The sequence below is a fragment of the Fodinibius halophilus genome (genome assembly GCF_011059105.1).
In the GTDB taxonomy this organism is placed as follows: domain Bacteria; phylum Bacteroidota; class Rhodothermia; order Balneolales; family Balneolaceae; genus Fodinibius; species Fodinibius halophilus.
Genome location: NZ_JAALLS010000002.1, coordinates 43,762 through 65,239, shown reverse-complemented (window position 1 = coordinate 65,239; position 21,478 = coordinate 43,762). Strand labels below are relative to the sequence as shown.

Here is a 21,478-nt window from a genome sequence, read left to right as displayed (position 1 = left end):
CATAGGTATTGACAAATTAAGCTGGTTCAAGTTTGTAACTTGGACCAGCATTATAAGAAGATAGCACCAGTAAGCAGGGGGGCCAGAACCCGGTTTTCACTAGGTATAAAAACAATATGGCATAAGTATAAAGCAGTGACACAATGCATTGTGTCACTGCAATACACTCATCGCGGAAGCGTCTCGCTTGTGCAATAATATGGGCTGCCTTCTTCAGCACGAGCGGGACGCTCGCGCTATTGGTTAAAATAAATAAAGCAAATTTATAAACCCCCGGCATTTCTAAAATGCCGGGGGTTTTATCGTTAGATGATTTTTTCGATGTTGATTCCATTTTGCCTCTTGCCGTAAGTTTAGAACTCGTAACAGGGGGGCTGTTACTATCAAAGATAAGGGCTAATCCTTTTGATGAGCTTTCCACGCATCAAAATAGATCTGTACATCATTGATGAAGCCGCGGTGGTTAGGCTTCCATCCCAGCTGACGTTCAGTTTTCGTGGAGACAATATGCTGATCGATAGCCATTGCCTCGGCCGTCACGCCTATATTCTTGGCGGCTTCTTCGGTAGGGATATAATTAATTTCAGGATCCCCTTCCACACACTGAGCCACAGCTTCTGCCATCTGTCGTACGGTATATCGTGATCGATCACTGATATCGAAAACTTCACCGTCACGACCACTTTCTGCGGCAAGCAGGTAGGCGTCCGCCAGGTCTTCGGCGTGGACCATCGTCCAGAAGTTGGTGCCATCGCCTACAACGTTGATGGTCCCGTTGACAGCCCCTTCGAACCATTGGCCGGTCATTCCCCCACGTTTACCGTATACGCAGCCCGGTCGCAGTACGAGGGAGTTTACATTTGTTCCCTGCAGTACTTGTTGTTCTATTTCCGGGCGCCATTGAACGATATCAATAGGATTGATCGGTGTCGATTCATCGGCCGGCTCACAGCCCGTATTTCCGTGCATCCAGCAGCCACTGGTATAAATAAAGGTTTGGGGAGATTCCTCCTCTTTACAAATTTGGGTTAGTGTATCAACAGTGGTTTGATCGATAGCAATGGTATCGTCTCCGTAATCAATACCGGCATGAATGATGACGGCGGACTGTGATGCTATCTCCCGATAGCTGTCAGGATCTTTCATATCTCCTATTACAGGAATGATTTCTTGTTGTTGCAGCCATTGTGCTTTTTGTTCGCTTCGGGTGAGGCCATACACACGATAGCCGGCTCGTCGAAAAGTTGTAGCTATATTAAAGCCTATATATCCGGTTGCCCCGGTGATAAATACATCCATAATTAATATCTGGTTAGGTTACTCTTTGGAAATGTTCTCTGTTATCAGCAATACACTTTGTCGCCGAAGTGTTGCCTGTTTTTCTTGTGAGAGTAGGATAGGGAATGGACAATCGGCTCAATAGAATAAAACCGACATCTCTTTTTAGAGGTGTCTCTCTGGGTAGTTAGGTTAATGTATTATGGATGGAGTCCTCTATACGGCAACTGCTTGCTCTAGCTTTTGGCAGAGGAAGGTGGCTTCTCTGGAGCGGTATCCACTGGGCTTCAACCCGGCAAACTCTTTGAATTCTCTTGTAAAATGAGATTGATCGGCGTAGCCATTATCAAAGGCGATATCGGAAAGCAGCTGGTAGTTGTTGTTACGAACCTGGTTCAGGGCGTATTTAAAACGAATAACCCGGGAGAAAAACTTAGGTGTGAGCCCAACATTCTGTTTAAAGCGACGTTCAAACTGACGCTCTGAAATATTAAGGGACTTATACAATTTGTGAGTTGGGATATTGCCCCCGGACTGAATGATCCGGTCGATGCTGTGGGCAATGGCAAAATTACTGCTTTCTTTCTGCCGGATGTGCTGTCGGAGAAAGGTTGAAAAAAGCTGAAAGCATTGTTCAGCGGTTTCCGCTTGTTGTAGTTTATTGACTAAGCCCGGAGTGATAAGATCTGCGTCAATGGCTTGGTCGGTGACCTCATTTGCATCCAATCCGAAAAGCATTTTAAGAATATGGGGATGAAAGGTGATGCCTATGATCTGGGCGCCGGGAGACATATAAAGCGCTCCATGACTGGTAAATTGCCCATACAAAAATAGGCGGGGAAGCTTGTTAGTACCGTCTTCAGCAAAAGCCAGCTTGTTATTTGTATGATGATAGATGAGTCCCGTACAACCATTGGCAATCGTTTGAAAGGGAGAAAAAGCCGGGGCGGTGTTATCCGTGGACAGAGTCCAATAAAAGTGAACGATGTGCTGCAAGTCGGCAGGTGGGGCAAACTCTCGGTATTTCATAATAGGTATTGTTAATCGCTTAGCCTAACGGGATAAACGAAGATAGCTTATCAGTTTAGATAAGCAAAAAAATATAGCCGTGAAGTAAATCCCCCGCATTTTAAAAATGCCGGGGGTCTTATTAATGTTTATTTAAATTGCGATCTGTCCTCATTTGAGTTTAGAGCAGTGGAAGCCCATTTTATCCACTTGTTGTTCAAGTTGCTCAGATGAAAAGCTGGGATGACATTCCAGGCGCAGAACGTTTTCTGAATTATTCAGATCAACGTCAACCCGGTAGATATGATCCAGTCTTGTCAGCTCATTTCTCACTTGCATCACTTTTTCGGAAGTATCAATATTTGATCGGAAGACAAGTATCTTCAGCTTTGGTGAAATAATATTATTCATTTTGATAAAACAGTTCTAAATTTTTTAGCCTACAGAATTAATATAGTCTTATTTACTTTGTAATAAGTTAATAGGAACTACTGACAACGTTATGTCAAAGGGGAAATAATAATTTTGTGGCGAGGCAGTATCTACCCCACAGGACGAGCGACATTAGGAGAAATGCTGAAACTTTTAATGACAATCTCAAGTTCTAGGGCTTCCTGTGTATTTTTTGTAGGTAGTGACAGTTTCGTCGGGCGGCTGGTTTTGCCGTCCTGCGGATATGCAACAAAATATCAGAATAGATGTTGCAAAATAAAGTTGCTAAAAATTATGGATTGACGGTAGGCTATGGCCATCCACATAGTAAAACTTCTTTACATATAGGGATAACTTTCCCTGCGGTATGTAGGTGCAACTGGCCATGGATTAAACGATTGTTTTTATAATGAATATGGCGGATAAGAACAGTAATTTCCAGTGCCTAGTCCAATAAAATAATTAGCCAGTCTTTTTGAAGCGTTAGAGTCAGAAAAATTTAAAGAACGAATAGCATTATGAAATTTGGTAGCGTCGATAATCCTGAAAAAGTTGAATATGCCCTTCCGGAAGATCATCCCGGCACCCAATCCATGTTAGGGCAGAATGGGGATCCCGGAAAACCCAATCTCTTTGTGGGATGTGCGAAGTGGAATCGGAATGATTTAAAGGGTTTCTATCCCAAAGGAACCGGTGATGAACTGACCTATTATAGCAGGCAGTTCAACTGTGTGGAGCTTAACGCCACTTTTTATAACATCTTTGATGAGGATCAGGTTAAAAAATGGCACGATAAGGTCCCGGCCGACTTCAAATTCTTTCCTAAGGTAAACCGCTATATTAGTCACCTTAAGTGGTTGAATGGCATTGAAGAGCGTACCGATGATTTTATCGACAGCATTGTGCATTTCAAAGAGAAGCTGGGAACCGTTTTTCTGCAGCTGCGTGGCAATTTTAAGCCGAAGTTCTTTGACCGCGTACAAAACTTTGTGGAATACTGGCCCGAAGGCATTCCGCTGGCCGTTGAATTTCGTCATCCCGACTGGTTTGATGAGGAAAGCGTGGCGGATGAGCTGTATGCTTTATTTGAGGAAAATGATGTAGCTAATATTATTACCGATACCGCCGGGCGTCGCGATCTGCTACATATGCGTCTGACGAACAACGAAGCCTTTATCCGGTATGTGGGTGCTAACCACCCGACCGATGTATCGCGACTGGATGAATGGACACAACGCTTGCAAATATGGCATGAGCAGGGACTGGAAAATATTCACTTCTTTGTCCACCAAAATAAAGAGAAGAAATCACCGCAACTGGCTGCACATTTTATTAACGAAATGAACAAGGTTTTTGATACCGAATTATTTGTACCTAATGTTGATGGGAGCGGTGGTCAGGCAGATCTGTTTTAGTTGGTAAGTATTAGCAGGGACACTATGCATTGTGTCCCTGCTTCTGACGAGTAGGTTTTGAGTTCTTAGTTCATTTTTTGTGGATAATAAGGCCTACAATATTTTTCATTAGAATGTAATTTAGCTCCAACATTCCAGTCAGAACCTGCAAGTAACAATATGATTGGTGTGATAGAGTTTCATTTTGGAGAGGTCGCGACAATAGTGCTTGAAAGCCCTAAGTAAATAATACACTCCTGTTATTGCTTCCATCTTTCATGAAAGTCTTTGCAAGATGGCTCATATATTAATGGAAATATTTTTATACCTATTCCCATCCCCAAATTTTGTGTAATTCTAAGTAGTTATTGCTTAGAAGAATCCGTATCTTTGCTCGCTTCTTAGCCCACCTCCTATTAAGACTTCTTAGCGATAAAAAAGTTCGTTAAAACTGTGTCCTTTCTATAAGATCAGGAGGGTTTACATCAGAATAGGTAATTTCAATTTTTATTTCTTTTAGCACAGCAAATGGTATTTATTGATCAACTTAAAAACAAAGAATTTAACCTCAAGAATGAAGTACTTTCCGGATTGACCGTTTCCCTGGCGTTGGTTCCCGAAGCGGTAGCCTTTTCGTTGATGGCCGAGGTCAGTCCCCTGGTAGGTTTGTACTCCGCATTTATAATTGGATTGATTACTGCCGTTTTAGGTGGGCGGCCCGGTATGATATCAGGAGCTACCGGAGCAATTGCAGTTGTGATTGTCAGCCTGGTGGTTCAGCATGGTATCGAATACCTGTTTGCAGCAGTTGTGCTCATGGGGGCCATTCAAATACTCATTGGCGTATTACGGTTGGGTAAATTTATTCGTCTGGTTCCCCAGGCTGTAATGTATGGGTTTGTCAATGGTCTGGCAGCGGTCATCTTTATGTCACAGTTCAAACAGTTCCAATACGAAGCCGCCGATGGAGCTATGCACTGGCTTACCGGCACGCCCTTGTTGATTATGTTGGGCTTTGTACTGCTCACCATGGCAATTATTCACTTTCTTCCCAAGCTCACCAAAGCCATTCCGGCATCTTTGGCGGCGATCCTGGTTGTCTCCGGAATTATTATTTCTTTGGGTATCCCCACTAAAACGGTGGGCGATATTGCTTCTATTTCAGGTGGACTTCCCTCTTTCCATATCCCCGATATTCCTTTTAATCTGGAGACCCTGATGATCGTCTTTCCCTACTCCCTGATTATGGCACTGGTTGGGCTTATTGAGAGCTTGCTAACCCTGACTGTTGTCGATGAGATGACCGAAACCCGTGGTCGTGGTAACAAAGAGAGTGTTGCCCAAGGCATCGCCAATACTGTATGTGGTTTCTTTGGCGGGATGGGCGGCTGTGCTATGATCGGCCAAAGTATTATTAATGTAAGTTCAGGTGGAAGGAACCGAATATCGGGCATCGTGGCCGCCGTCGCCCTGCTATTGTTTGTACTGGTGGGCGCCTCGCTGATTGAGCAGGTACCGATGGCAGCGCTGGTGGGGCTGATGTTTATGGTGGCGATAGGCACCTTTGAATGGGCCAGCTTGCGGATGTTTAAAAATGTGCCTCATACTGATTTTATTGTGATGATTACTGTGGCATTAGTTACCATTATCTTTCATAATCTTGCTGTAGCTGTGTTGATTGGAGTCGTTATTTCGGCTTTGAAGTTTGCTTGGGAAAATGCACTGCGTATTCGAGCCCGAAAGCGAATAGATGAAGACGGCGTTAAGCACTACGAGATTTATGGACCGCTTTTCTTCGGATCAGTAGGACTGTTCCAGGAGAAATTTAAAATAGAGGAAGATCCCGATGAGGTGATTATCGATTTTGAAGAGTCGCGCGTGGTAGATCATTCTGCTATTGAGGCATTGAATAAGGTTACTGAACGTTATGCCAAGGTAGGCAAGAAAGTTCATTTGAAGCATCTCAGTTCCGACTGTCGGGATATGCTCGATAACGCTTCTGCCATTATTGATGTCAACTATTGGGAGGATCCCAAATACAAGCTGGTATCCGACGAGCTGGCGTAATATCGGTATAGAGATTTTGTGAATATAACAGCAGGGACATGGCTTACCGTGTCCCTGTTTTTATTTGCTTTAGATATTGTGCGCACACTTATCTTGGTACAAGATAATATTAAAACAAGGAGTCTCTGAGGCTTTCTGGACAGTCTCGGGTTAAGGGTGGTCAAATAGCACGAGCCAGACGCTCGCGCTATTTGTGAGAAAGTTTTTAGTAGATGGGAGAAAAAACATTCCGGCATAACGAATTCTGAGCAGAGAATAGCAGGCGATCAGGAGTATGTCATACCTGTGCTACAAAGCCATACCTACACCTAAAGGTTTCGGCAGATTACACCTTGGCATAGTAGTACCGGTGATATCATAGATCTTAAGCAATTGTTGCAAAGGACCATTGAAATACTCCCACCGAATGTTCGGAGCTGGTTTCAGAATTCTCAGCCGGTCAATTTTTTGGTGGTTCCAGCTTCGCTGGTCCGCCCACCGGCGGATCGTCACTGAAAAAATGAACATACACTCTCCAGTAACCCCATTCCAACTCAGAAGTGACTCCACTATACAAATATCGTTATTGATAAAACATCAGAACAAAATAACTCAATTCTCTCGGTGATGCCCATGCAAACGGATGGTATTTCTCACCACCTGTACGGCGGTACGAAATGACTTGTGGCTTATTCATTGGCCGAAACTTCCCTCCATACTTGTAGGGATGGAACAAGGGTGGGTCAGCATAGCACGAGTGAGAGGCTTGCAGTATAGGTTATGTTGAGAACCTGCTGGCCATCTTCCGCCACTACGTTAAAACTTCGAGGCACATAGCTGCATCTCCTTCGGTTTCCATTGCCTGGTCTATCAACGTCTGTCATCGCGAGAGGAGTGAAACGAAACGCAACGATCTCCCTGACATAGTTACTTGATGTGTTAAAGGAGATCCTTTAGATACTACGCACACCTACACCATAAGGCTTCGGCGCACTTCGCGAGTTAAGAAAAGGAGACTGCCGCGGTCTTCCGAAAAGTCATCGGAATCCCTCGCAGTGACATTGCTTTTAATGTGGTGCATTTACATGATTAGCTTCCACCTATTGCTCATTAATTCTCTTCCTATATTGGGGTTCCAGTTTAGTATGTATCCTCCAAAATCCCTTTGGTGTACGCCCGTTGAGGTGATCAACAAGGATGCCCAGGTGCGTATGCCAGCCGCTGCCCACACTTGCTAGCGTGTCGAGATTGTCGCCGAGTCGCCGGTGTGTTAGCGTAAGTCGAACATGCTCTCCTTTTTCTTCCAACTCAAAGGTTACCTCCGACTCATCGCCTGACTTCTCACCCCAGGTGTAGCTCAGCAGGCGCGGTGGATCTAGGCGGGTGATGCGACCGTACATCGTGTGTCCATTTTTCATCTGTTGGTACTTCTCCGGGATGGGATCATCATGCGGGGAAAGGTCAGCATGATAGAAATTCAACTCCACTTTGCCGCCCACGCGGAGCTCCATCTCCCCGGAGGCCAGCCACTTTCCGCGTTTTTCCGAATCGGTCAGGTACGCCCATACTCGCTCTATCGGTCCCGGCAGCAGCCGTTCAAACCGAACCGTTCCCGGTTCTGTAAAGGTTCCGTAATTATCATTCATAGCATATTCCATTTATTTTTTTTGTATTTAAGGCGAAATAGGTATCTGTCATCCCTCCTTGAAGAGGGTGTCCAAATCCCACATTATTTTGTGGTATTTGGACGGGAGGTGTTCCGTTATGAGAGAAGAACACCCTCGGATCGACTTCAAAACTGCTGAAATTGATTAGCTCCCTTCAAGGGAAGACTTTCGTGCTCCTACTTCTTTATATCGAACATATATCATTTACACTTGTGTCATCTGGATGTAGTTGCCGCAGGTATCGTCAAAGATTGCCTCGTAGCCCCAGTCTGTTTGGGTGGGTTCCTTTTTAAACTCCACCCCTGCCTTAGTGAGGCGGTCGTATTCTTGCCAGATATCATCTACCTCAAGTACTATGGCCGGTAACCCCTCTTCATAAAGCCCTTGCTTGTAGTGTTGAGCTACGGGGTTATCACTGGGCTCCAAAAGCAGTGCTGTTCCTTCTGGCTCTTCTGGCGAAACCACAATAGCCACCTTTGCCTCAGGCATATACATTTGCTCTTTGAAATCAAGCGTTTCGGTATAAAATTCAAATGCTTTCAGAGGATCATCGACATGAACGCTTGTCATTGAAATTTTCATAATAGTTGTTTTGAGTTAAACGATTTCTTTCAGCTTTTCAAGCATGGTGCTCCAGCCTTCTTTGGTCCGGCATGCATACTCTTCCCATTTTGGATCCAGTTCGTGCACCAGTGTCAGTTGGCAACTGGTTTCTGTGGATTCAATATCAATAGTTACCTCGCTTTCTTCTGCCGATTCGGATTCTACTCCCCAGGTAAATACCAGCCTGTGTGGGCGATCGATTTCCAAATATTTTCCCAAATGATTGAGCACATCGTCTCCCCGGCGGACCACAAAAGAAAATGGGCCCCCTTCCCGGGGATCTGTTTCCAGCTTGATGATTTCTTCATCTCTCAGCTCTGGCCCAAACATCCATTGGCTGATTATTTCCGGATCCAGCCAGGCGTCGAATACGTTTTCGGCCGGGACATTAAAACGTTTGGTTACTGTTAGCTGCGGGTGGTTTTTGGTCTCTTCTTTTTCCATAGGATGGCTGATTTTTTATTGTGTTTTCGCTACTAAGGTAGATTTTCCATGTGGTAACCGTAGTCTTGCAGGATGTTTCTGATCTTCGACTCATTGATTTCATCGTTCAAACTCTCAACTCTTAGCACTTTATCACAGTCTTCGAGATCAAAGCTGGGATTACAATTTGGCAGACTTTGGCGGATGGTATCCACAATAGATTTTGCTGTTACCCGGTCTTCTACATCTGTTTTATATACTTCGATGGATCCCATATTTATTTCAGATGATGGTTAAATCTCAGGTTTATGATCACTGATCAGGTTCAAATTGATGCCATGTTCTAACCAAGCTTTTGATGCCGACAACACCAGCGCCCAGCCTTCGGTTTGGCCGGCAACCTGTTCAATTAAGTGATCGTCATTTTTATCAAAGCCGCTTTCAACGACCTGCACAAAAGTGGTTTCATCCGATTTGGACTCGAAAGATATTTCAACATTCCTGTAATCAGTGTCGCCTTCACCGGAGTGCCACTGATACCGGATAAGTTCGTTTTGTTTTATTTCAGTTACGCTGATAGTCGCTGAAATTCCAAACTGTTCCCATTTCCACTCTATCTTTTTACCTGTTTCCAATCGATCACTTCCTTGGGTGAACCAAAATTCGGAAGTAATTTTAGGGTCAATAAAAGATTCAAAAACTTCGCTGACCGGCGTGCGGATCAGCATTTCGGATTTCGCTACTGCTTTGAAAGTGTCCATATTTTGATGGTTATTTATTCTTGATTGTCATCCTCTTCAACAAGCAACGCTTCCAGCGCGTCCAGTTTTTTGGACCAAAACTTCTGGTATTTTGCCGTCCATTCGGCCACTTCTTGCAGCTTACGCGGATCGGCCCGGCAGAATCGTTTCCGCCCTTTTTTTCGGATCACCACCAGGCCGCACTCATTCAATATTTTGATATGCTTGGAAACAGCCGGGCGACTGATATCGAAGTTTTTAGCCACCCCATTAACCGGGAGAGACTTGTTGGCCAAAAGGTCGATAATTGCTCTGCGCGTAGGATCGGCGATTGCCTGAAATACATCTCGTTGCATAGGTTCATTAGATTATAACATTATGCGTAACTGTTTGGTTACTAATATATATGTAACTGAAGAGTTACGCAAGTAATGGGTGGGATTTCTTTCACTGTTGCTTATTATTGATTCTATGAGTACAGAAAATGATACCATCTACATTTCCACACCTAAGATATTTTCGTTTGCCGAATGCCGTAACTTTTTGGACCGCGGCTATGATGATTGCCTATTTTCAATTGAAGATGCGACGATCCGAAAACCGTTGCGTATTAACGGGGAGAAGGGATTGTTTGCAATCAGTCAGCAAGAAACGCATCTAAAAGTAGAAGAGTGCACGGGTGCTATTCCGAAAAATCATTTCAGCGAGGCAAAGCAATATATTGTTGATTGGCTTGGCCTTGAGCGTGACCTGCAGCCGTTTTACGAATTACTTGAACAACATGACGAACTCGCGTGGATGCCTGATCGTTATCACGGACTTCGGTTGATTGGCATACCTGATCTGTTTGAAGCTCTCTGCTGGTGCGTAATTGGGCAGCAGATAAACTTAACCTTTGCATATAAACTCAAGCGCCGACTGGTTGAGAAATTTGGCACTTTCATCACCTACGATTCTCAACGACACTACTTTTTCCCGGAGCCGGAGGTGTTGGCACAATTAACAGCTGATGAACTCAGGGAGATGCAGTTTTCACGCAGGAAAGGGGAATATATTATCGGTATAGCGCAACAGTTTGCCGAAGGAGCATTGGAGAAATCCTCACTCACGAGCCTCCCCGACCGTCAACAGATGCTCGATCGGCTGACCAAAATCAGGGGCGTGGGCGAATGGACAGCTAATTATGTGCTGATGAAGTCGCTCCAGCAACCCAACTGCATTACTTATGGGGATACGGGACTGCAAAGTGCTGTATCGGAGCTGCTTGGGCTGAATCGAAAACCCAACCGGGAAGAAGTGGAAGAGCTATTCACCCCTTTTGCCGGCTGGGAGTCTTATTTGAATATATACCTCTGGCGAACACTGAGTTCATATCGGTAAATTTCAGACTGGGAAGTTTGCTGTTAAAAGGAGGCAAAAAACCGTTATCTTCTAAACCTTATGGGAGACAGCAAAAAAATAGTACTGTTCGATGGAGTCTGTAATCTTTGCACCGGCTCTGTAGTATTTATTATTAAAAGAGATAAAGATGACCTGTTCCGCTTTGCCGCTCTCCAGTCGGATATAGGTCAGGAGCTAACCGATAAGTTTGGTATCGATACACAAAAGGTTGACAGCATCATTTTGATTGAGGGGGAAAGCTATTATATAAAATCATCAGCAGCGCTGAGAATAGCCCGCAATCTTTCGGGCCTGTACCCAATGCTGTATGGGTTTATAATTTTGCCCACCGTTATTCGTGATTGGGTGTATGATGTGATTGCCAACAACCGCTATCAATGGTTTGGGAAAAGAGACAGCTGCATGGTGCCAACGCCCGAGCTGAAGGCTAAGTTCTTAGAAGAATGATCGGTATATGAGTGTGACAAATGGGTACGCCAAGCAACCTTATTCAGGAACTGACACCTGATAACCAATAACTAATAACCAACAACCAAACCCCTGCCTCACAGAACCAGCCATACTGCTACAATCAAAAGCATAATCCCGAAGACGATATTCTGGGATCGGATGGCTTTCTCAGACACAAAGAAACGTGACAGCAGGTCTCCTCCAAGTATCCATAAACTGTTACTGGTGGTACCGGTAATTAAAAGGAGGAAAGTCATCAGCCAGATCTCCCCAGAAGTGCTTTGGCTGCCAAGCATCACGGAGTACATCAGGATAAGCATAGTAAGCAGTTTGCCGTTTAAGGCGGATAAGATAAACCCGGATCGAAAGCCCAGCTTTGGAGGAGTTACTTTATCAGCACTCTTTTTTTGTGGAAGTAAAAACTTTACAGCCAGAAATAGTATGTAAGCTGCCCCGGCGTATTGGAGGCCATCAACGATAAATGGATACGATGAGATAAGGGTATTTGCTCCATAGCCAATAAGCAGAGAATAAATTATCGCAGGAAGGGCTAAGCCTATGATGAAGGGCAGGGATTTCCGATAGCCCTGGGTGGCCCCTAGAGATGCGCCCATGATATTAGCCGGTCCGGCACTCAACGTCATCGGCAGCATAAGTAGAAACCATTTTGTAAAGTTAAATTCGCTAAGCATTGATTAATAAAAAAGAGAAGTTTACGCCTGTTTTTCTTTCCATTGAAGATACCGTTTATGCATACAAGTTCCGCAGGGGCGATACCCTTTTTGCAGGGCCTCCTTCTCGTTGCAGAAAAAGACCCTGTTTTCAGCATTCATTTGTTTTCCAGAACCACAGTTGAGTCGCCCGTATATCTTAAGGTCCCGGTTGCCGGCTAGGCTGATTGTTCCATTTCGGATAAGTGATCTTATTTTTTGTTTCTGTTCTTTTTCAGTTATTCCGAGTACTACTTGTCTAATCATGAAGGTTGTTCCATATACTGTGAATAAGTCTTAAGCTATAAAATAGTTCAATCCTCCTGTCCTTCCGCCGGTGGGCGGACAGGCTCTTCTCCAAGGAGGAACTCTTTTACTGACTCAGAGGCAAGAACCACCCTCTTGGAGCCGTGACCGACTACCTGCGGTAAGTGGGATTTAGCTTGCTCTATAAAGCCTTGTGCGTAGTAGTGGGATATTGAATAAATATTATCTTGTCATGCTGAACTTGTTTCAGCATCTAACATAAAGTGCGATCTTGACTCAAGATTCTGAACTGAATTCAGGATGACAAGCTAGGTTTTGCGGAGCCCTCTATAACTAAACTGGCGCGAGCGTCCCGCTCGTGCTCTATATATTTGCATCATTATTCTCTGCGTTAGCCGACTCCCACCCAATAATGGCCTGCTTGCGAGTGCTGCCCCATCGGTACTCCCCGATTCCTCCCACCTTTCGGATGACCCGGTGGCAGGGAATCAGATAAGCCACGGGGTTGTTGGCCAGGGCAGTACCAACGGCGCGCGAGGCCTTGGGATTGTCAATGGCACGGGCGATATTAGAGTAACAAGCCAGTTGTCCCGCTGGAATTTTCAGCAGCGCCTCCCACACCTTCAATTGAAAATCGGTACCGCGAATATGCAGCTTTACTTCATCAAGGTCTTCCTGCTTATTGATTAGTTGTTGCTGCAGTTTTTCAATATGTCCATCCTTTTCCTCTCCAAAGCGGGCATTGGTCCATCGCTTTCTAAGTTGTTGCAAGGCATTATCTTTATCATCAACAAAACTAAGATGGCAAATGCCTTTACCGGTTGAAGCTATCAGGGTAGGCCCAAACAAGCTTTCTCCAAACTGGTAGCGGAGGTCGAGTGCTTTCCCCTTCTTTTTATACTCCCCGGGCGTCATTCCCTCAATCTTTACAAACAGATCATGCAGCCTGCTGGTGCTGGAAAGTCCCGTCTGATAGGTAGCTTCTGCAATTGTTTGATCCTTTTGTAAGAGCTTCTTGGCATGGTTCAGGCTGACATACTGCAGGAATTCTTTGGGGGTTACCCCCGCCCATTGCTTAAACATCCGGTGAAAGTGGTAGGGACTAAGATGGATCGCTTCTGCAATCTTATCCAGCTTCGGTTGTTCGGTAGCGTGCTCGTTGATGTATCTGATGGCTTTGGCCACGCGGTTATAATCGATCATATTTGGAAATTCTGTTACCGTTTTCCATCAATTTAAGCATGCTGGATAACTTAAAAACCCGATTCTTGCGCTTTTATTAGGATTCATCATTCTGTGATCTCTTCATCGCTTCTGCCACTCCACGACTCTGTGTATCTCCTCTTCCCATCAATTTCTCAATAACGTTGGCGTGATCTTCTTCACTCTTATTTTGACTCAGCTTATACGAAGCCTCCACCTTGTCAATGGATATCTCGAAACCAAATACCCCTTTAAGCTGAGGTTCGACCACCGCATCGGGCAGTGAGTCCATAGAAACCGGGCACTCCGATTCCTGCTCATATTTATCGACCAGCCGTCGCAGAGATTCCCGCAACGCCTCCTCAGAAAGTTCAGATAGTTTTCCATAGATATGGACAGCCTGGTAGTTCCAGGTCGGGACCTCCGGTTCTTGATACCATGAAGAGGAGATATAGCTATTGTATGACTGAAAAATAGCCAACACATTCGGCTGATCCCGGAATCCTCTCCACTGTCGGTTACCGCGGGCAATATGTCCCCAGAGCACGGTTTCGTCATCAAAATTTGTCTCCAGCTCAATGGGGATATGGGAAGCCACCGGATATTCATCACCGATACTCACCAAGGTGGCAAAAGAATAGGTTTTGATAAACTGCTGGATTTCATCCCAGTCGTCTTGTTTGTAATGTTTGGGGGTGTACATAGAAGAATCTTCTTATCAATTAACTCGTTCAATGCGCATTAGATAGCAGCCGTAGGTGCCATGGCGAACATGTATGTAAGAAACTTCAGGATCAGAAAAAACGTCGCCAATCGCCAATTCTATCTCTTCGCCCTTTGTTAGCTGGGCGGTGTGAATGGCATGATCCGCGTTATAGCCACGCACCGTAAGCCAGGGACGAGCTCGAATATCCGGCGGAAAAGTGTGTACCTCTTGATATGGTCCGGCGCACTCTTTATGGATGTAAATCGGTCCCACCTCGGCATAGGGATCATCGTTTTCTGCAAAGGGGGAATACGAAAACAGGATCTGCTCATCGCCTTTGTGGGTATCTTCGAGGCACAGCCGGCAGGGATTGTTATGATCTTCTTCTGATTGGGTGACTTCCAGTGAGTGGCCATACCGATCTTGCATCGTAGTGCGAATGTGATGGGCCACTGAAGCGGGAATAGGTATAATTTTAAAATCAGGCATAATAGGTTCTTTAGGATGTTAAAGGTGTGCCTTAATATGCCCGATGGCCGGTACCCTAGACACCCATTTTTTGCGGAGTTGGGAGTCTAAGGCATTCAAGTCGAAAACCCCGGAGGTCTGTAGGATTACCACAGTTTTTAGTTTAGGCAATCTCATAGAGATAGAAAACAAAGTCGGTTTGTACGCCGGAATGTCCCTGTTGACGAAGCATAGCCGTTATGTTTCCACGATGGTAGGTGCCGTGATTGACTACATGCTGTACTAATTCTGATACCGTAGTTTCAAGAGTACCATATTGGGGATGATTTACCGAAATATCGGCATCAAGATCAGCGACATCATTTAAAAAGGGTTGGTACCGTTCAGAAAGCTCAGCATATAACTTCTGTATTTGCTCCAATCCTTTATTGGCTGACCGTCTCTTTATCTCTTTTAGTTTGGCCATGGTTTCCTCAAAAGCGTCACCCGACATCACACTTAGCCACATAGCATCCACTTGATACAGATGAGTAATCACCTCCGAAATGGATGAAAACACGCTTTCGATTTCATTGTCATAAATTTCATCCGGGAGTTCGCTTAGGTGGTTAAAAGTCCGGTCATTGGCCCACTGGTGATAGTTGTATTGCTGTATGGTAGAGTTATTCATATCAGTTGTTGATTGATTCAAATACTGAGTTTAGTTATATCCGTTGTGTGGTAAAAATTTTTAACTTGTGCCGACTGTAAAAAAGCTGGTCCAAGTCACAGACTTGAACCAGCGGTGAATCTTTTCTGGCACAACTTTTAACTTGTGTTTAGTTACATCCGTTGCCTGGCGCAAGTTTGCAACTTGTGCCAGCTACATAAAATACTGGTCCAAGGAACAACCTTGAACCAGTGAGATCTGTAGAAAATAATACTAAAACTGCTGGTTATCCGCTGTGGGGCCATAACTATTTGGTACGGGGATATCCAATAATCGGAAATAAACTCCTAGCTGGGCCCGGTGGTGGGTTATCTGGTCAAAAGAATGACGAATAACGCCATGTTTGGGCATTTCTATGAGTACTTGGTCACCATCGCGCATGGTCCATGTGGGTAGTAGATCATCTTCAGTAGCCTGTTTTAGCGCTTTTTTTGCCCTCTCTACCGACCCCTCGAGAAGGTCAATTAATCCTTGAGTATCCTCAACAGGAGTTGGCTCATAGTCGTCTTCTGCAAAATCAAGGACCTCTGTAGTTAATGCGGTCTCTATCCAGCCCGGGATTTCTGCTATATGAACAGCCAGTCGCTGCATAGGCATACTTTTATCATGCGGTTTCCAATCAAATTTATCGGTAGGCACGAGCCCTAAAAAATCATGGGTTGTCTGTGCTTCCTGTTCCAGCTCTTTGGTAAATAACGGGATCAATTCCATAGTTATAGGATTGTCTTTTAGTTAAATAAATAGTTTCTGCTTTGAACATAACAGGTGGTTATGACAACCCTATGTCAATAGGTGTGGAATTAATTAACAGGTATTTGAGCTGCCATGTAGGCCGGACATCCTGTCCGGCTAGCTTTATCTTTAAAAAGTCGGACAGGATGTCCGACCTACACTTATAATATTTAACAAGGAACAGATGCGAGCGATTTTCTCAGGAAGGTCGCTGTAATTGATTCTTGGGAATCAAGCAGTTGTGCTGGAGTACCTTCAAACAAAATCTGTCCGCCGGCCGCTCCTCCTTCCGGCCCCAGGTCAATAACCCAGTCGGCGTTTTTTACGATATCCAGATTGTGTTCAATAACAATGACCGAATTCCCCTCATCCACCAAACGATTAATAATGGATAACAGTCGTTCTAAGTCCGCTCTGTGAAGTCCGGTAGTTGGCTCATCCAATACGTAAACTTCACCAGACTTATGTAGTTCACTTGCTAGTTTTAGGCGTTGGCATTCGCCACCCGACAGGCTGGATGTTGTCTGGCCAAGTCGAAGATATCCCAGCCCCACGGCATTGATAGCCCGAAGTGTATTCCGAGTTTGTGCATCTTCAAAAAAGTTTGCTGCCTCACTTGCTGTCATTTTTAAGACATCGCTTATAGATTGGCCTCGGAATTTATGTTGGAGCACTTTCTTGCTATACCGTTTTCCGTTACAGGCTTCACAAGTTGATTCTACGGATTCCATAAACGCCAAATCAGTGTATATAACACCGCGTCCCCCACATTTGGGACAGGATCCATCTGAATTAAAACTAAATAGGGATTTGCTTACATCATTGGACTTGGAAAAAAGTTTACGGATTTCATCCATAAGTCCGGAATAGGTAGCAAGGATGGAGCGACTGGATCGCCCAACAGCAGATTGGTCCACAATTATCGCTTCGGGATACTCTTGGAGAAACACTTTCATGAGCGTACTCTTACCTGCTCCCGCGACACCCGATACAGCCGTTAATACTCCTTTCGGAATACTTACCGTAATATTCTTCAGGTTGTGCAAAGTGGCGTTCGAGATCTTCATCTGTCCCGTAGGTTGACGGGATTCCGATTTGATCGGCTTTTCCTGTCGCAGCTGCCGTCCGGTAGGTGATTCGGCCTGATATAAACCATCAATGCTACCTTGATAAACGATTTCTCCACCCTGCTTACCCGCTCGGGGCCCAACATCCACCACATGATCTGCTATCTTTATTACATCGTGGTCATGTTCCACAACAAGCACGGTATTGCCTTTATCTCTTAGTTCCTGGAGCAGATCAATGAGTCCCTGTACATCTCGTGGATGGAGCCCAACCGTAGGCTCGTCAAAAATATAAAGCATGTCAGACAAGCTGCTGCCCAGTCGTTTCACAATTTTGATACGCTGGGATTCTCCCCCTGAAAGTGTTGGCGTTGGCCGGTCGAGGGTAAGATATCCAAGTCCGACGGTGATAAGGTACTGCAGGCTTTTTGTTATTTCTGATATGATTGGGAGGGCAATCGTATCGTCAGTATTTTGCAACTTTCGCACCACTTCGATGAGTTCACGAACTTCCATTGCTGCAAGTTGAGCAATGTTATGGCTATTGATGGTACTCTCGAGCGCTGCTTGACTGAGCCTTGAGCCTTCACAAAGCGGACAGCTGCCGCTGGACAATACCTGCTTAATTTGTTTGCGTTTTTTTTCGCTCAGCGAGCTGGTGTCCCTGTTGATGTAGAGACGGTTGAACCGATCTACTAACCCTTCATAATCCCGTTTATGCCCTTTGGCATGTGTAGTTATGTTTTCAACATTGTCGGGCTCATGGAGCAATCCTTGCCACTCTTCTTTGGTGTAATTCGCAAGTTTTTTGTCATTATCAAAGAGATTTGAATTGGCATAGATTTCCCACCAGTAACCGCCCACACTAAAGCCCGGAAAGTTGATCGGCCCCTCATTGAGTGATTTGGAGGTATCAAGCAGTTTATCCAGATCGAGCTTTTTCACCTCACCAAGTCCGTCGCATCTCGGACACATCCCTTCGGGATCATTAAATGAGTAGGCATTGGAATAGCCGGCTGAGGGCTCACCGATGCGTGAGTATAACAACCGAAACAGCGAATAAATATCTGTAATGGTACCTACGGTTGACCGAGAGTTGCCCCTGATCGCTTTTTGATCGATAATAACAGCCGTGGATAAATTATTTATTGAATCCACATTGGGCTGGCCGTATTTCGGCAGGCGATTTCGAATAAAAGAGCCAAACATTTCATTCAGTTGTCGTTGCGACTCTGCAGCAATGGTATCAAAGACGATAGACGATTTGCCTGCGCCCGAAACCCCGGTAAAGACGGTAATCTTCTGTTTGGGAATTTTGAGGGAAATATTCTTCAAGTTGTTTTTTCGTGCGCCGGTAACTTCTATATAATGTTGCTGCATACATGGGGGATACTATTCTAATTAATACACTTGAATACCCCGGAAACTATAAAGTGGTTATGACAACCCTGTGTCAATAGATATGGAATTAATTGACAGGCGTTTGAGCTATCATATAGCCTTGTAGGCCGGACATCCTGTCCGGCTAGCTTTATTTAATTGTAATCTTTAAAAAGTCGGACAGGATGTCCGACCTACACCAAAATGCTTCGAGCGTCTGCTCGGACTATGGTAGGTCTCTTCTTTTAGAAGTCCTCCTTTGGGCAGTATCTGCATAATGGCAATCAATGTGAGCAAAAGGGACTATGGGGGATTTGATCTTTATCTGATGACGAAGTTCCATTATTCTATTATTAGGTTATCCCAAAATATCTTAACCGAGTGTCTACTCAAATATAACAGGTCTAAGAATAAGTAATATTGCTCCCGTTCAATAGAGCTTAATTTTATTTAGAGGGATTCATGCTCGATATGCTCGAGTTTTTCGGGATTTAAAACCACAAATATATTGCTTATTACCTCTCCCTCTGTGTGGAACGACCAAACGTTGTATAATTCATCACCAATGTAGACTACAGCGCCCGGTTCTCCATTTACATCTTGAAATTCAATATGAAGGTCTTCGGGGGCCTTCTTTTGAATGCCCAGCATAAACCGAGCGATCTTATCGTCTCCGTAGATCGGTTTCCTGGCCGCAGTTACCTTGCCTCCGCCATCGGAATAGAGTGTAGCTTCCTTTTTCAGTAAATCTTTTACTTCCGAAATATCGCCTGTCTGTACGGCTTCAAAGAAAGAAGTGATTAGTTCATTTTGTTTGGGGATATCTTTTTCAAAATAGGGACGCTGTTCATGAACTTGGTCACGAGCCCGTTGCGCAATTTTTCGACAGTGGGCCTCAGACTTGTCAACGACAGATGCAATAGAGGCATAATCGTAGTCAAAAACTTCGCGCAACAGGAAGACAGCGCGCTGTACCGGGGTCAGCTGTTCCAGAACAACCAGCAGGGCCATTGATAGCGTTTCGGTCAACTCGACATGTTCTGTCGGGTTACCACTTTCGGAAGTTAATACCGGTTCGGGCAGATCGGGTCCAATATACTGCTCCCTTCGGCTTTTGGCTGATTTCAGTTCGTCCAAACAGAGTCTGCTTACAATTTTAGATAAATAGGCATGTGGCGATTTTATATTATCGATATCTTGGTCTTGCCAGCGGAGATAGGCCTCTTGTACGATATCTTTTGCCGGTGCTACCCGTTCAAGCATCCCATAGGCGATCCTAAACAGCTGTGGTCGATGTTGTTCAAAAAGTTCTGTGGTGCTGTTCATAACAGGGGTGGATTAACAAATAGTTATACATTTAAGGTTTTGCATAACTCATCTGAACCAATGTTTAGGGGTTTGTTCATCAAATTATAGAAATTTTCCACGGCGTTGAGTAGCGTGATCTGTACAATTTCTCTTTCGTTGAAATATCGTTGTAAGTTCTCAAATGTCTGGTCCGTAACCTCCAATTCCCTTGTGGTTTCATCAATATAGGTGAGGGCCGCTTTTTCTGATTTTGTGAATCGGTTACTTTCTTTGAAGTTAAGGAGATCTTCAAAGACTTCGGTTTCTATATCGTCTTGTTGAGCTGTGGCTTTGCCAATATCCACACAAAATGAACAGCCGTTAAGAGTAGCCACATATACTTTTATAAGATGTTTGAGTCGGTTATCAAGAGTGCATTTTTCCTGAATATTCATAAGCTCTTTGGCCAGAGATAACCCCTCTGGAAATCGTGAATAGTGAACCTTAAGAGGAGTGATCACTTTGCCTGTTTTCCTTTTTGTAAACCAGTATGCGAGTTTCGCCTTTATGGAGCTGGGATTTTCAATAGGTGTTAGTCGGGGTTTTTCTGTGTTTTGAACTTGCGCTTTCATATTGAGTCAGTTTTTTCACATTGATATTTCGTCTTCTATTGCTAAGACGAGACAGGATCCCGGATTGTGACAAGTTTTGATCAGCTGTTTGATACTGATAATCCTATATCTATGAGAAAAAATGCTTTGAACTAGTTAAGGTATGTAGCACGCATACTACAGTACAGTAAAACAGTTCATCAGTTTAACAAAATACAAGCCATGGCAGGATACAGAAATAATCAGTTTAGAAATCATAAAAACCGAAAGTCCAGGAACTATAAATGGATTCATAGTACCCTTGTGCTGTTGTTTGCAGCTATAATGATAGTAGGGTGTAAAGATTCTGCTACCGGCGATGATGGATCGAAAAAAGAAGTTAAAACTTATGACCTTGCGCTATCCGGTGATGGAAGCAAGATAGGAACAGTATCCACATCGGTTATAACCGAAGATGACGATGCTTATATTGACGAAGGGTTCTTTGTTACCATCAATCTTACTACCTCAAACTTTAATCCACCTTTTGATATTCATATTAATAATACCGATGGTTATTGCGGTACATTCGATGTGCAGGAAGATGAACAGGCAGAAATGCCCTGCGACTACGACAATTTTTTATCTGAGCCCAGTCAGTTAACAATTACCGCCGAGGGTGGTGATGGAGAAGAAGCCAACCCGCTACCGTAGTATATAGAGTCGCTCCAGTATAATAACCACGGGTATAGTTAAAGCAGGAAACCCTCTAAAAACCCTATAGCGGCAGCTTTTTAGGGGTTGGACATAATGCCTCATAACAAAATATACCGCCTTGTCATCCCGGACTTGATCCGGGATCTCGTAGTGGTATTCTACGTTGATTTGCGGCCAGCCTGTATCAACGTTACTGGGCT

At 44.4% G+C, this 21,478-nt stretch carries 26 protein-coding genes; 5 read left to right on the top strand and 21 right to left on the bottom strand.

Features of this window, described 5'->3' with window-relative positions; genetic code table 11:
- Positions 1 to 16 precede the first annotated feature (16 nt).
- The 4 genes from G3569_RS01930 to G3569_RS01915 form a co-directional block, all read right to left on the bottom strand.
- Positions 17 to 334, bottom strand: a complete 318-nt coding sequence (locus G3569_RS01930; RefSeq protein WP_165265549.1) for a hypothetical protein — start codon at positions 332 to 334, stop codon at positions 17 to 19.
- A 62-nt stretch (positions 335 to 396) separates the two neighbouring features.
- Positions 397 to 1,299 (bottom strand): NAD-dependent epimerase/dehydratase family protein, encoded by a 903-nt coding sequence (locus G3569_RS01925; protein ID WP_165265547.1) that lies wholly within the window; start codon positions 1,297 to 1,299, stop codon positions 397 to 399.
- A gap of 195 nt (positions 1,300 to 1,494) precedes the next feature.
- Positions 1,495 to 2,307, bottom strand: coding sequence for an AraC family transcriptional regulator (locus G3569_RS01920; RefSeq protein ID WP_165265545.1), 813 nt, complete (start codon positions 2,305 to 2,307; stop codon positions 1,495 to 1,497).
- Positions 2,308 to 2,457: 150 nt separating this feature from the next.
- Positions 2,458 to 2,697 carry a heavy-metal-associated domain-containing protein gene (locus G3569_RS01915; RefSeq protein ID WP_165265543.1) on the bottom strand — a complete coding sequence of 80 codons (240 nt, stop codon included), beginning with the start codon at positions 2,695 to 2,697 and terminating at the stop codon, positions 2,458 to 2,460.
- A 539-nt stretch (positions 2,698 to 3,236) separates the two neighbouring features.
- Here G3569_RS01915 and G3569_RS01910 point away from each other — a divergent pair.
- Complete coding sequence (locus G3569_RS01910; protein WP_165265541.1) at positions 3,237 to 4,133, top strand: DUF72 domain-containing protein; 897 nt, start codon at positions 3,237 to 3,239, stop codon at positions 4,131 to 4,133.
- A gap of 507 nt (positions 4,134 to 4,640) precedes the next feature.
- Complete coding sequence (locus G3569_RS01905) at positions 4,641 to 6,179, top strand: SulP family inorganic anion transporter (protein ID WP_165265539.1); 1,539 nt, start codon at positions 4,641 to 4,643, stop codon at positions 6,177 to 6,179.
- Positions 6,180 to 6,467: 288 nt separating this feature from the next.
- On the opposite strand, the gene G3569_RS18300 is transcribed toward G3569_RS01905, so the two are convergent.
- The 7 genes from G3569_RS18300 to G3569_RS01875 all read right to left on the bottom strand — a co-directional run bounded on the left by G3569_RS18300 (position 6,468) and on the right by G3569_RS01875 (position 9,947).
- On the bottom strand, positions 6,468 to 6,686 hold the full coding sequence (locus G3569_RS18300) for a hypothetical protein (protein ID WP_205719986.1): 219 nt from the start codon (positions 6,684 to 6,686) through the stop codon (positions 6,468 to 6,470).
- Between the two features lie 572 nt (positions 6,687 to 7,258).
- Positions 7,259 to 7,804 carry an SRPBCC family protein gene (locus G3569_RS01900; protein WP_165265537.1) on the bottom strand — a complete coding sequence of 182 codons (546 nt, stop codon included), beginning with the start codon at positions 7,802 to 7,804 and terminating at the stop codon, positions 7,259 to 7,261.
- Between the two features lie 225 nt (positions 7,805 to 8,029).
- Positions 8,030 to 8,407, bottom strand: coding sequence for a VOC family protein (locus G3569_RS01895; protein ID WP_165265535.1), 378 nt, complete (start codon positions 8,405 to 8,407; stop codon positions 8,030 to 8,032).
- A 15-nt stretch (positions 8,408 to 8,422) separates the two neighbouring features.
- Positions 8,423 to 8,872 carry an SRPBCC family protein gene (locus G3569_RS01890; RefSeq protein WP_165265533.1) on the bottom strand — a complete coding sequence of 150 codons (450 nt, stop codon included), beginning with the start codon at positions 8,870 to 8,872 and terminating at the stop codon, positions 8,423 to 8,425.
- A gap of 32 nt (positions 8,873 to 8,904) precedes the next feature.
- Entirely contained in the window at positions 8,905 to 9,126 is a 222-nt protein-coding gene (locus G3569_RS01885; protein WP_165265531.1) for a hypothetical protein, read from the bottom strand.
- 18 nt (positions 9,127 to 9,144) lie between these two features.
- Positions 9,145 to 9,612 (bottom strand): SRPBCC family protein, encoded by a 468-nt coding sequence (locus G3569_RS01880; protein ID WP_165265529.1) that lies wholly within the window; start codon positions 9,610 to 9,612, stop codon positions 9,145 to 9,147.
- A 14-nt stretch (positions 9,613 to 9,626) separates the two neighbouring features.
- Positions 9,627 to 9,947 (bottom strand): ArsR/SmtB family transcription factor, encoded by a 321-nt coding sequence (locus tag G3569_RS01875; RefSeq protein ID WP_165265527.1) that lies wholly within the window; start codon positions 9,945 to 9,947, stop codon positions 9,627 to 9,629.
- 115 nt (positions 9,948 to 10,062) lie between these two features.
- Here G3569_RS01875 and G3569_RS01870 point away from each other — a divergent pair, with 115 nt between their 5' ends.
- Both G3569_RS01870 and G3569_RS01865 read left to right on the top strand, forming a co-directional pair.
- Positions 10,063 to 10,971: a DNA-3-methyladenine glycosylase family protein gene (locus G3569_RS01870; protein ID WP_165265525.1), complete on the top strand. Its 909-nt coding sequence runs from the start codon at positions 10,063 to 10,065 to the stop codon at positions 10,969 to 10,971.
- A gap of 60 nt (positions 10,972 to 11,031) precedes the next feature.
- Positions 11,032 to 11,439, top strand: a complete 408-nt coding sequence (locus G3569_RS01865; RefSeq protein ID WP_165265523.1) for a thiol-disulfide oxidoreductase DCC family protein — start codon at positions 11,032 to 11,034, stop codon at positions 11,437 to 11,439.
- A 98-nt stretch (positions 11,440 to 11,537) separates the two neighbouring features.
- Here G3569_RS01865 and G3569_RS01860 read toward each other — a convergent pair whose 3' ends face one another.
- The 10 genes from G3569_RS01860 to G3569_RS01815 form a co-directional block, all read right to left on the bottom strand.
- Complete coding sequence (locus G3569_RS01860) at positions 11,538 to 12,134, bottom strand: LysE family translocator (RefSeq protein WP_165265521.1); 597 nt, start codon at positions 12,132 to 12,134, stop codon at positions 11,538 to 11,540.
- Positions 12,135 to 12,155: 21 nt separating this feature from the next.
- Positions 12,156 to 12,419 carry an Ada metal-binding domain-containing protein gene (locus G3569_RS01855; protein ID WP_165265519.1) on the bottom strand — a complete coding sequence of 88 codons (264 nt, stop codon included), beginning with the start codon at positions 12,417 to 12,419 and terminating at the stop codon, positions 12,156 to 12,158.
- A 363-nt stretch (positions 12,420 to 12,782) separates the two neighbouring features.
- Positions 12,783 to 13,622 carry a bifunctional transcriptional activator/DNA repair enzyme AdaA gene (locus G3569_RS01850; RefSeq protein WP_165265517.1) on the bottom strand — a complete coding sequence of 280 codons (840 nt, stop codon included), beginning with the start codon at positions 13,620 to 13,622 and terminating at the stop codon, positions 12,783 to 12,785.
- 76 nt (positions 13,623 to 13,698) lie between these two features.
- Positions 13,699 to 14,325, bottom strand: coding sequence for an FMN-binding negative transcriptional regulator (locus G3569_RS01845; RefSeq protein ID WP_165265516.1), 627 nt, complete (start codon positions 14,323 to 14,325; stop codon positions 13,699 to 13,701).
- Between the two features lie 15 nt (positions 14,326 to 14,340).
- The gene (locus G3569_RS01840) at positions 14,341 to 14,817 is read right to left on the bottom strand and encodes a DUF1203 domain-containing protein (RefSeq protein WP_165265515.1); all 477 of its coding nucleotides are present in this window, start codon (positions 14,815 to 14,817) and stop codon (positions 14,341 to 14,343) included.
- A 142-nt stretch (positions 14,818 to 14,959) separates the two neighbouring features.
- Positions 14,960 to 15,466, bottom strand: a complete 507-nt coding sequence (locus G3569_RS01835) for a DinB family protein (RefSeq protein ID WP_165265514.1) — start codon at positions 15,464 to 15,466, stop codon at positions 14,960 to 14,962.
- A 252-nt stretch (positions 15,467 to 15,718) separates the two neighbouring features.
- A complete protein-coding gene (locus G3569_RS01830; protein WP_165265512.1) occupies positions 15,719 to 16,216 on the bottom strand; it encodes a DinB family protein in 498 nt (165 codons plus the stop codon).
- A 191-nt stretch (positions 16,217 to 16,407) separates the two neighbouring features.
- The gene (locus tag G3569_RS01825) at positions 16,408 to 18,684 is read right to left on the bottom strand and encodes an ATP-binding cassette domain-containing protein (RefSeq protein WP_165265510.1); all 2,277 of its coding nucleotides are present in this window, start codon (positions 18,682 to 18,684) and stop codon (positions 16,408 to 16,410) included.
- Between the two features lie 450 nt (positions 18,685 to 19,134).
- Complete coding sequence (locus tag G3569_RS01820) at positions 19,135 to 20,010, bottom strand: RNA polymerase sigma-70 factor (RefSeq protein ID WP_165265508.1); 876 nt, start codon at positions 20,008 to 20,010, stop codon at positions 19,135 to 19,137.
- A 23-nt stretch (positions 20,011 to 20,033) separates the two neighbouring features.
- Positions 20,034 to 20,603 (bottom strand): carboxymuconolactone decarboxylase family protein, encoded by a 570-nt coding sequence (locus G3569_RS01815; RefSeq protein WP_165265506.1) that lies wholly within the window; start codon positions 20,601 to 20,603, stop codon positions 20,034 to 20,036.
- Between the two features lie 201 nt (positions 20,604 to 20,804).
- Between G3569_RS01815 and G3569_RS01810 the strand changes: the two genes are divergently transcribed.
- A complete protein-coding gene (locus tag G3569_RS01810) occupies positions 20,805 to 21,275 on the top strand; it encodes a hypothetical protein (RefSeq protein ID WP_165265504.1) in 471 nt (156 codons plus the stop codon).
- Positions 21,276 to 21,478: the final 203 nt, after the last annotated feature.

Excerpts from the sequence above, each read along its gene's own strand:
- G3569_RS01810 (WP_165265504.1), top strand. The coding sequence starts at position 20,805 with ATGGCAGGATACAGAAATAATCAGTTTAGAAATCATAAAAACCGAAAG.
- G3569_RS01905 (WP_165265539.1), top strand. The coding sequence starts at position 4,641 with ATGGTATTTATTGATCAACTTAAAAACAAAGAATTTAACCTCAAGAAT.
- G3569_RS01870 (WP_165265525.1), top strand. The coding sequence starts at position 10,063 with ATGAGTACAGAAAATGATACCATCTACATTTCCACACCTAAGATATTT.
- G3569_RS01900 (WP_165265537.1), bottom strand. The coding sequence starts at position 7,804 with ATGAATGATAATTACGGAACCTTTACAGAACCGGGAACGGTTCGGTTT.
- G3569_RS01880 (WP_165265529.1), bottom strand. The coding sequence starts at position 9,612 with ATGGACACTTTCAAAGCAGTAGCGAAATCCGAAATGCTGATCCGCACG.
- G3569_RS01895 (WP_165265535.1), bottom strand. The coding sequence starts at position 8,407 with ATGAAAATTTCAATGACAAGCGTTCATGTCGATGATCCTCTGAAAGCA.
- G3569_RS01855 (WP_165265519.1), bottom strand. The coding sequence starts at position 12,419 with ATGATTAGACAAGTAGTACTCGGAATAACTGAAAAAGAACAGAAACAA.
- G3569_RS01830 (WP_165265512.1), bottom strand. The coding sequence starts at position 16,216 with ATGGAATTGATCCCGTTATTTACCAAAGAGCTGGAACAGGAAGCACAG.
- G3569_RS01890 (WP_165265533.1), bottom strand. The coding sequence starts at position 8,872 with ATGGAAAAAGAAGAGACCAAAAACCACCCGCAGCTAACAGTAACCAAA.
- G3569_RS01835 (WP_165265514.1), bottom strand. The coding sequence starts at position 15,466 with ATGAATAACTCTACCATACAGCAATACAACTATCACCAGTGGGCCAAT.
- G3569_RS01840 (WP_165265515.1), bottom strand. The coding sequence starts at position 14,817 with ATGCCTGATTTTAAAATTATACCTATTCCCGCTTCAGTGGCCCATCAC.
- G3569_RS01865 (WP_165265523.1), top strand. The coding sequence starts at position 11,032 with ATGGGAGACAGCAAAAAAATAGTACTGTTCGATGGAGTCTGTAATCTT.
- G3569_RS01885 (WP_165265531.1), bottom strand. The coding sequence starts at position 9,126 with ATGGGATCCATCGAAGTATATAAAACAGATGTAGAAGACCGGGTAACA.
- G3569_RS01920 (WP_165265545.1), bottom strand. The coding sequence starts at position 2,307 with ATGAAATACCGAGAGTTTGCCCCACCTGCCGACTTGCAGCACATCGTT.
- G3569_RS01875 (WP_165265527.1), bottom strand. The coding sequence starts at position 9,947 with ATGCAACGAGATGTATTTCAGGCAATCGCCGATCCTACGCGCAGAGCA.
- G3569_RS01930 (WP_165265549.1), bottom strand. The coding sequence starts at position 334 with ATGGAATCAACATCGAAAAAATCATCTAACGATAAAACCCCCGGCATT.
- G3569_RS01820 (WP_165265508.1), bottom strand. The coding sequence starts at position 20,010 with ATGAACAGCACCACAGAACTTTTTGAACAACATCGACCACAGCTGTTT.
- G3569_RS01825 (WP_165265510.1), bottom strand. The coding sequence starts at position 18,684 with ATGCAGCAACATTATATAGAAGTTACCGGCGCACGAAAAAACAACTTG.
- G3569_RS01815 (WP_165265506.1), bottom strand. The coding sequence starts at position 20,603 with ATGAAAGCGCAAGTTCAAAACACAGAAAAACCCCGACTAACACCTATT.
- G3569_RS01910 (WP_165265541.1), top strand. The coding sequence starts at position 3,237 with ATGAAATTTGGTAGCGTCGATAATCCTGAAAAAGTTGAATATGCCCTT.
- G3569_RS01860 (WP_165265521.1), bottom strand. The coding sequence starts at position 12,134 with ATGCTTAGCGAATTTAACTTTACAAAATGGTTTCTACTTATGCTGCCG.
- G3569_RS01925 (WP_165265547.1), bottom strand. The coding sequence starts at position 1,299 with ATGGATGTATTTATCACCGGGGCAACCGGATATATAGGCTTTAATATA.
- G3569_RS18300 (WP_205719986.1), bottom strand. The coding sequence starts at position 6,686 with ATGTTCATTTTTTCAGTGACGATCCGCCGGTGGGCGGACCAGCGAAGC.
- G3569_RS01850 (WP_165265517.1), bottom strand. The coding sequence starts at position 13,622 with ATGATCGATTATAACCGCGTGGCCAAAGCCATCAGATACATCAACGAG.
- G3569_RS01845 (WP_165265516.1), bottom strand. The coding sequence starts at position 14,325 with ATGTACACCCCCAAACATTACAAACAAGACGACTGGGATGAAATCCAG.
- G3569_RS01915 (WP_165265543.1), bottom strand. The coding sequence starts at position 2,697 with ATGAATAATATTATTTCACCAAAGCTGAAGATACTTGTCTTCCGATCA.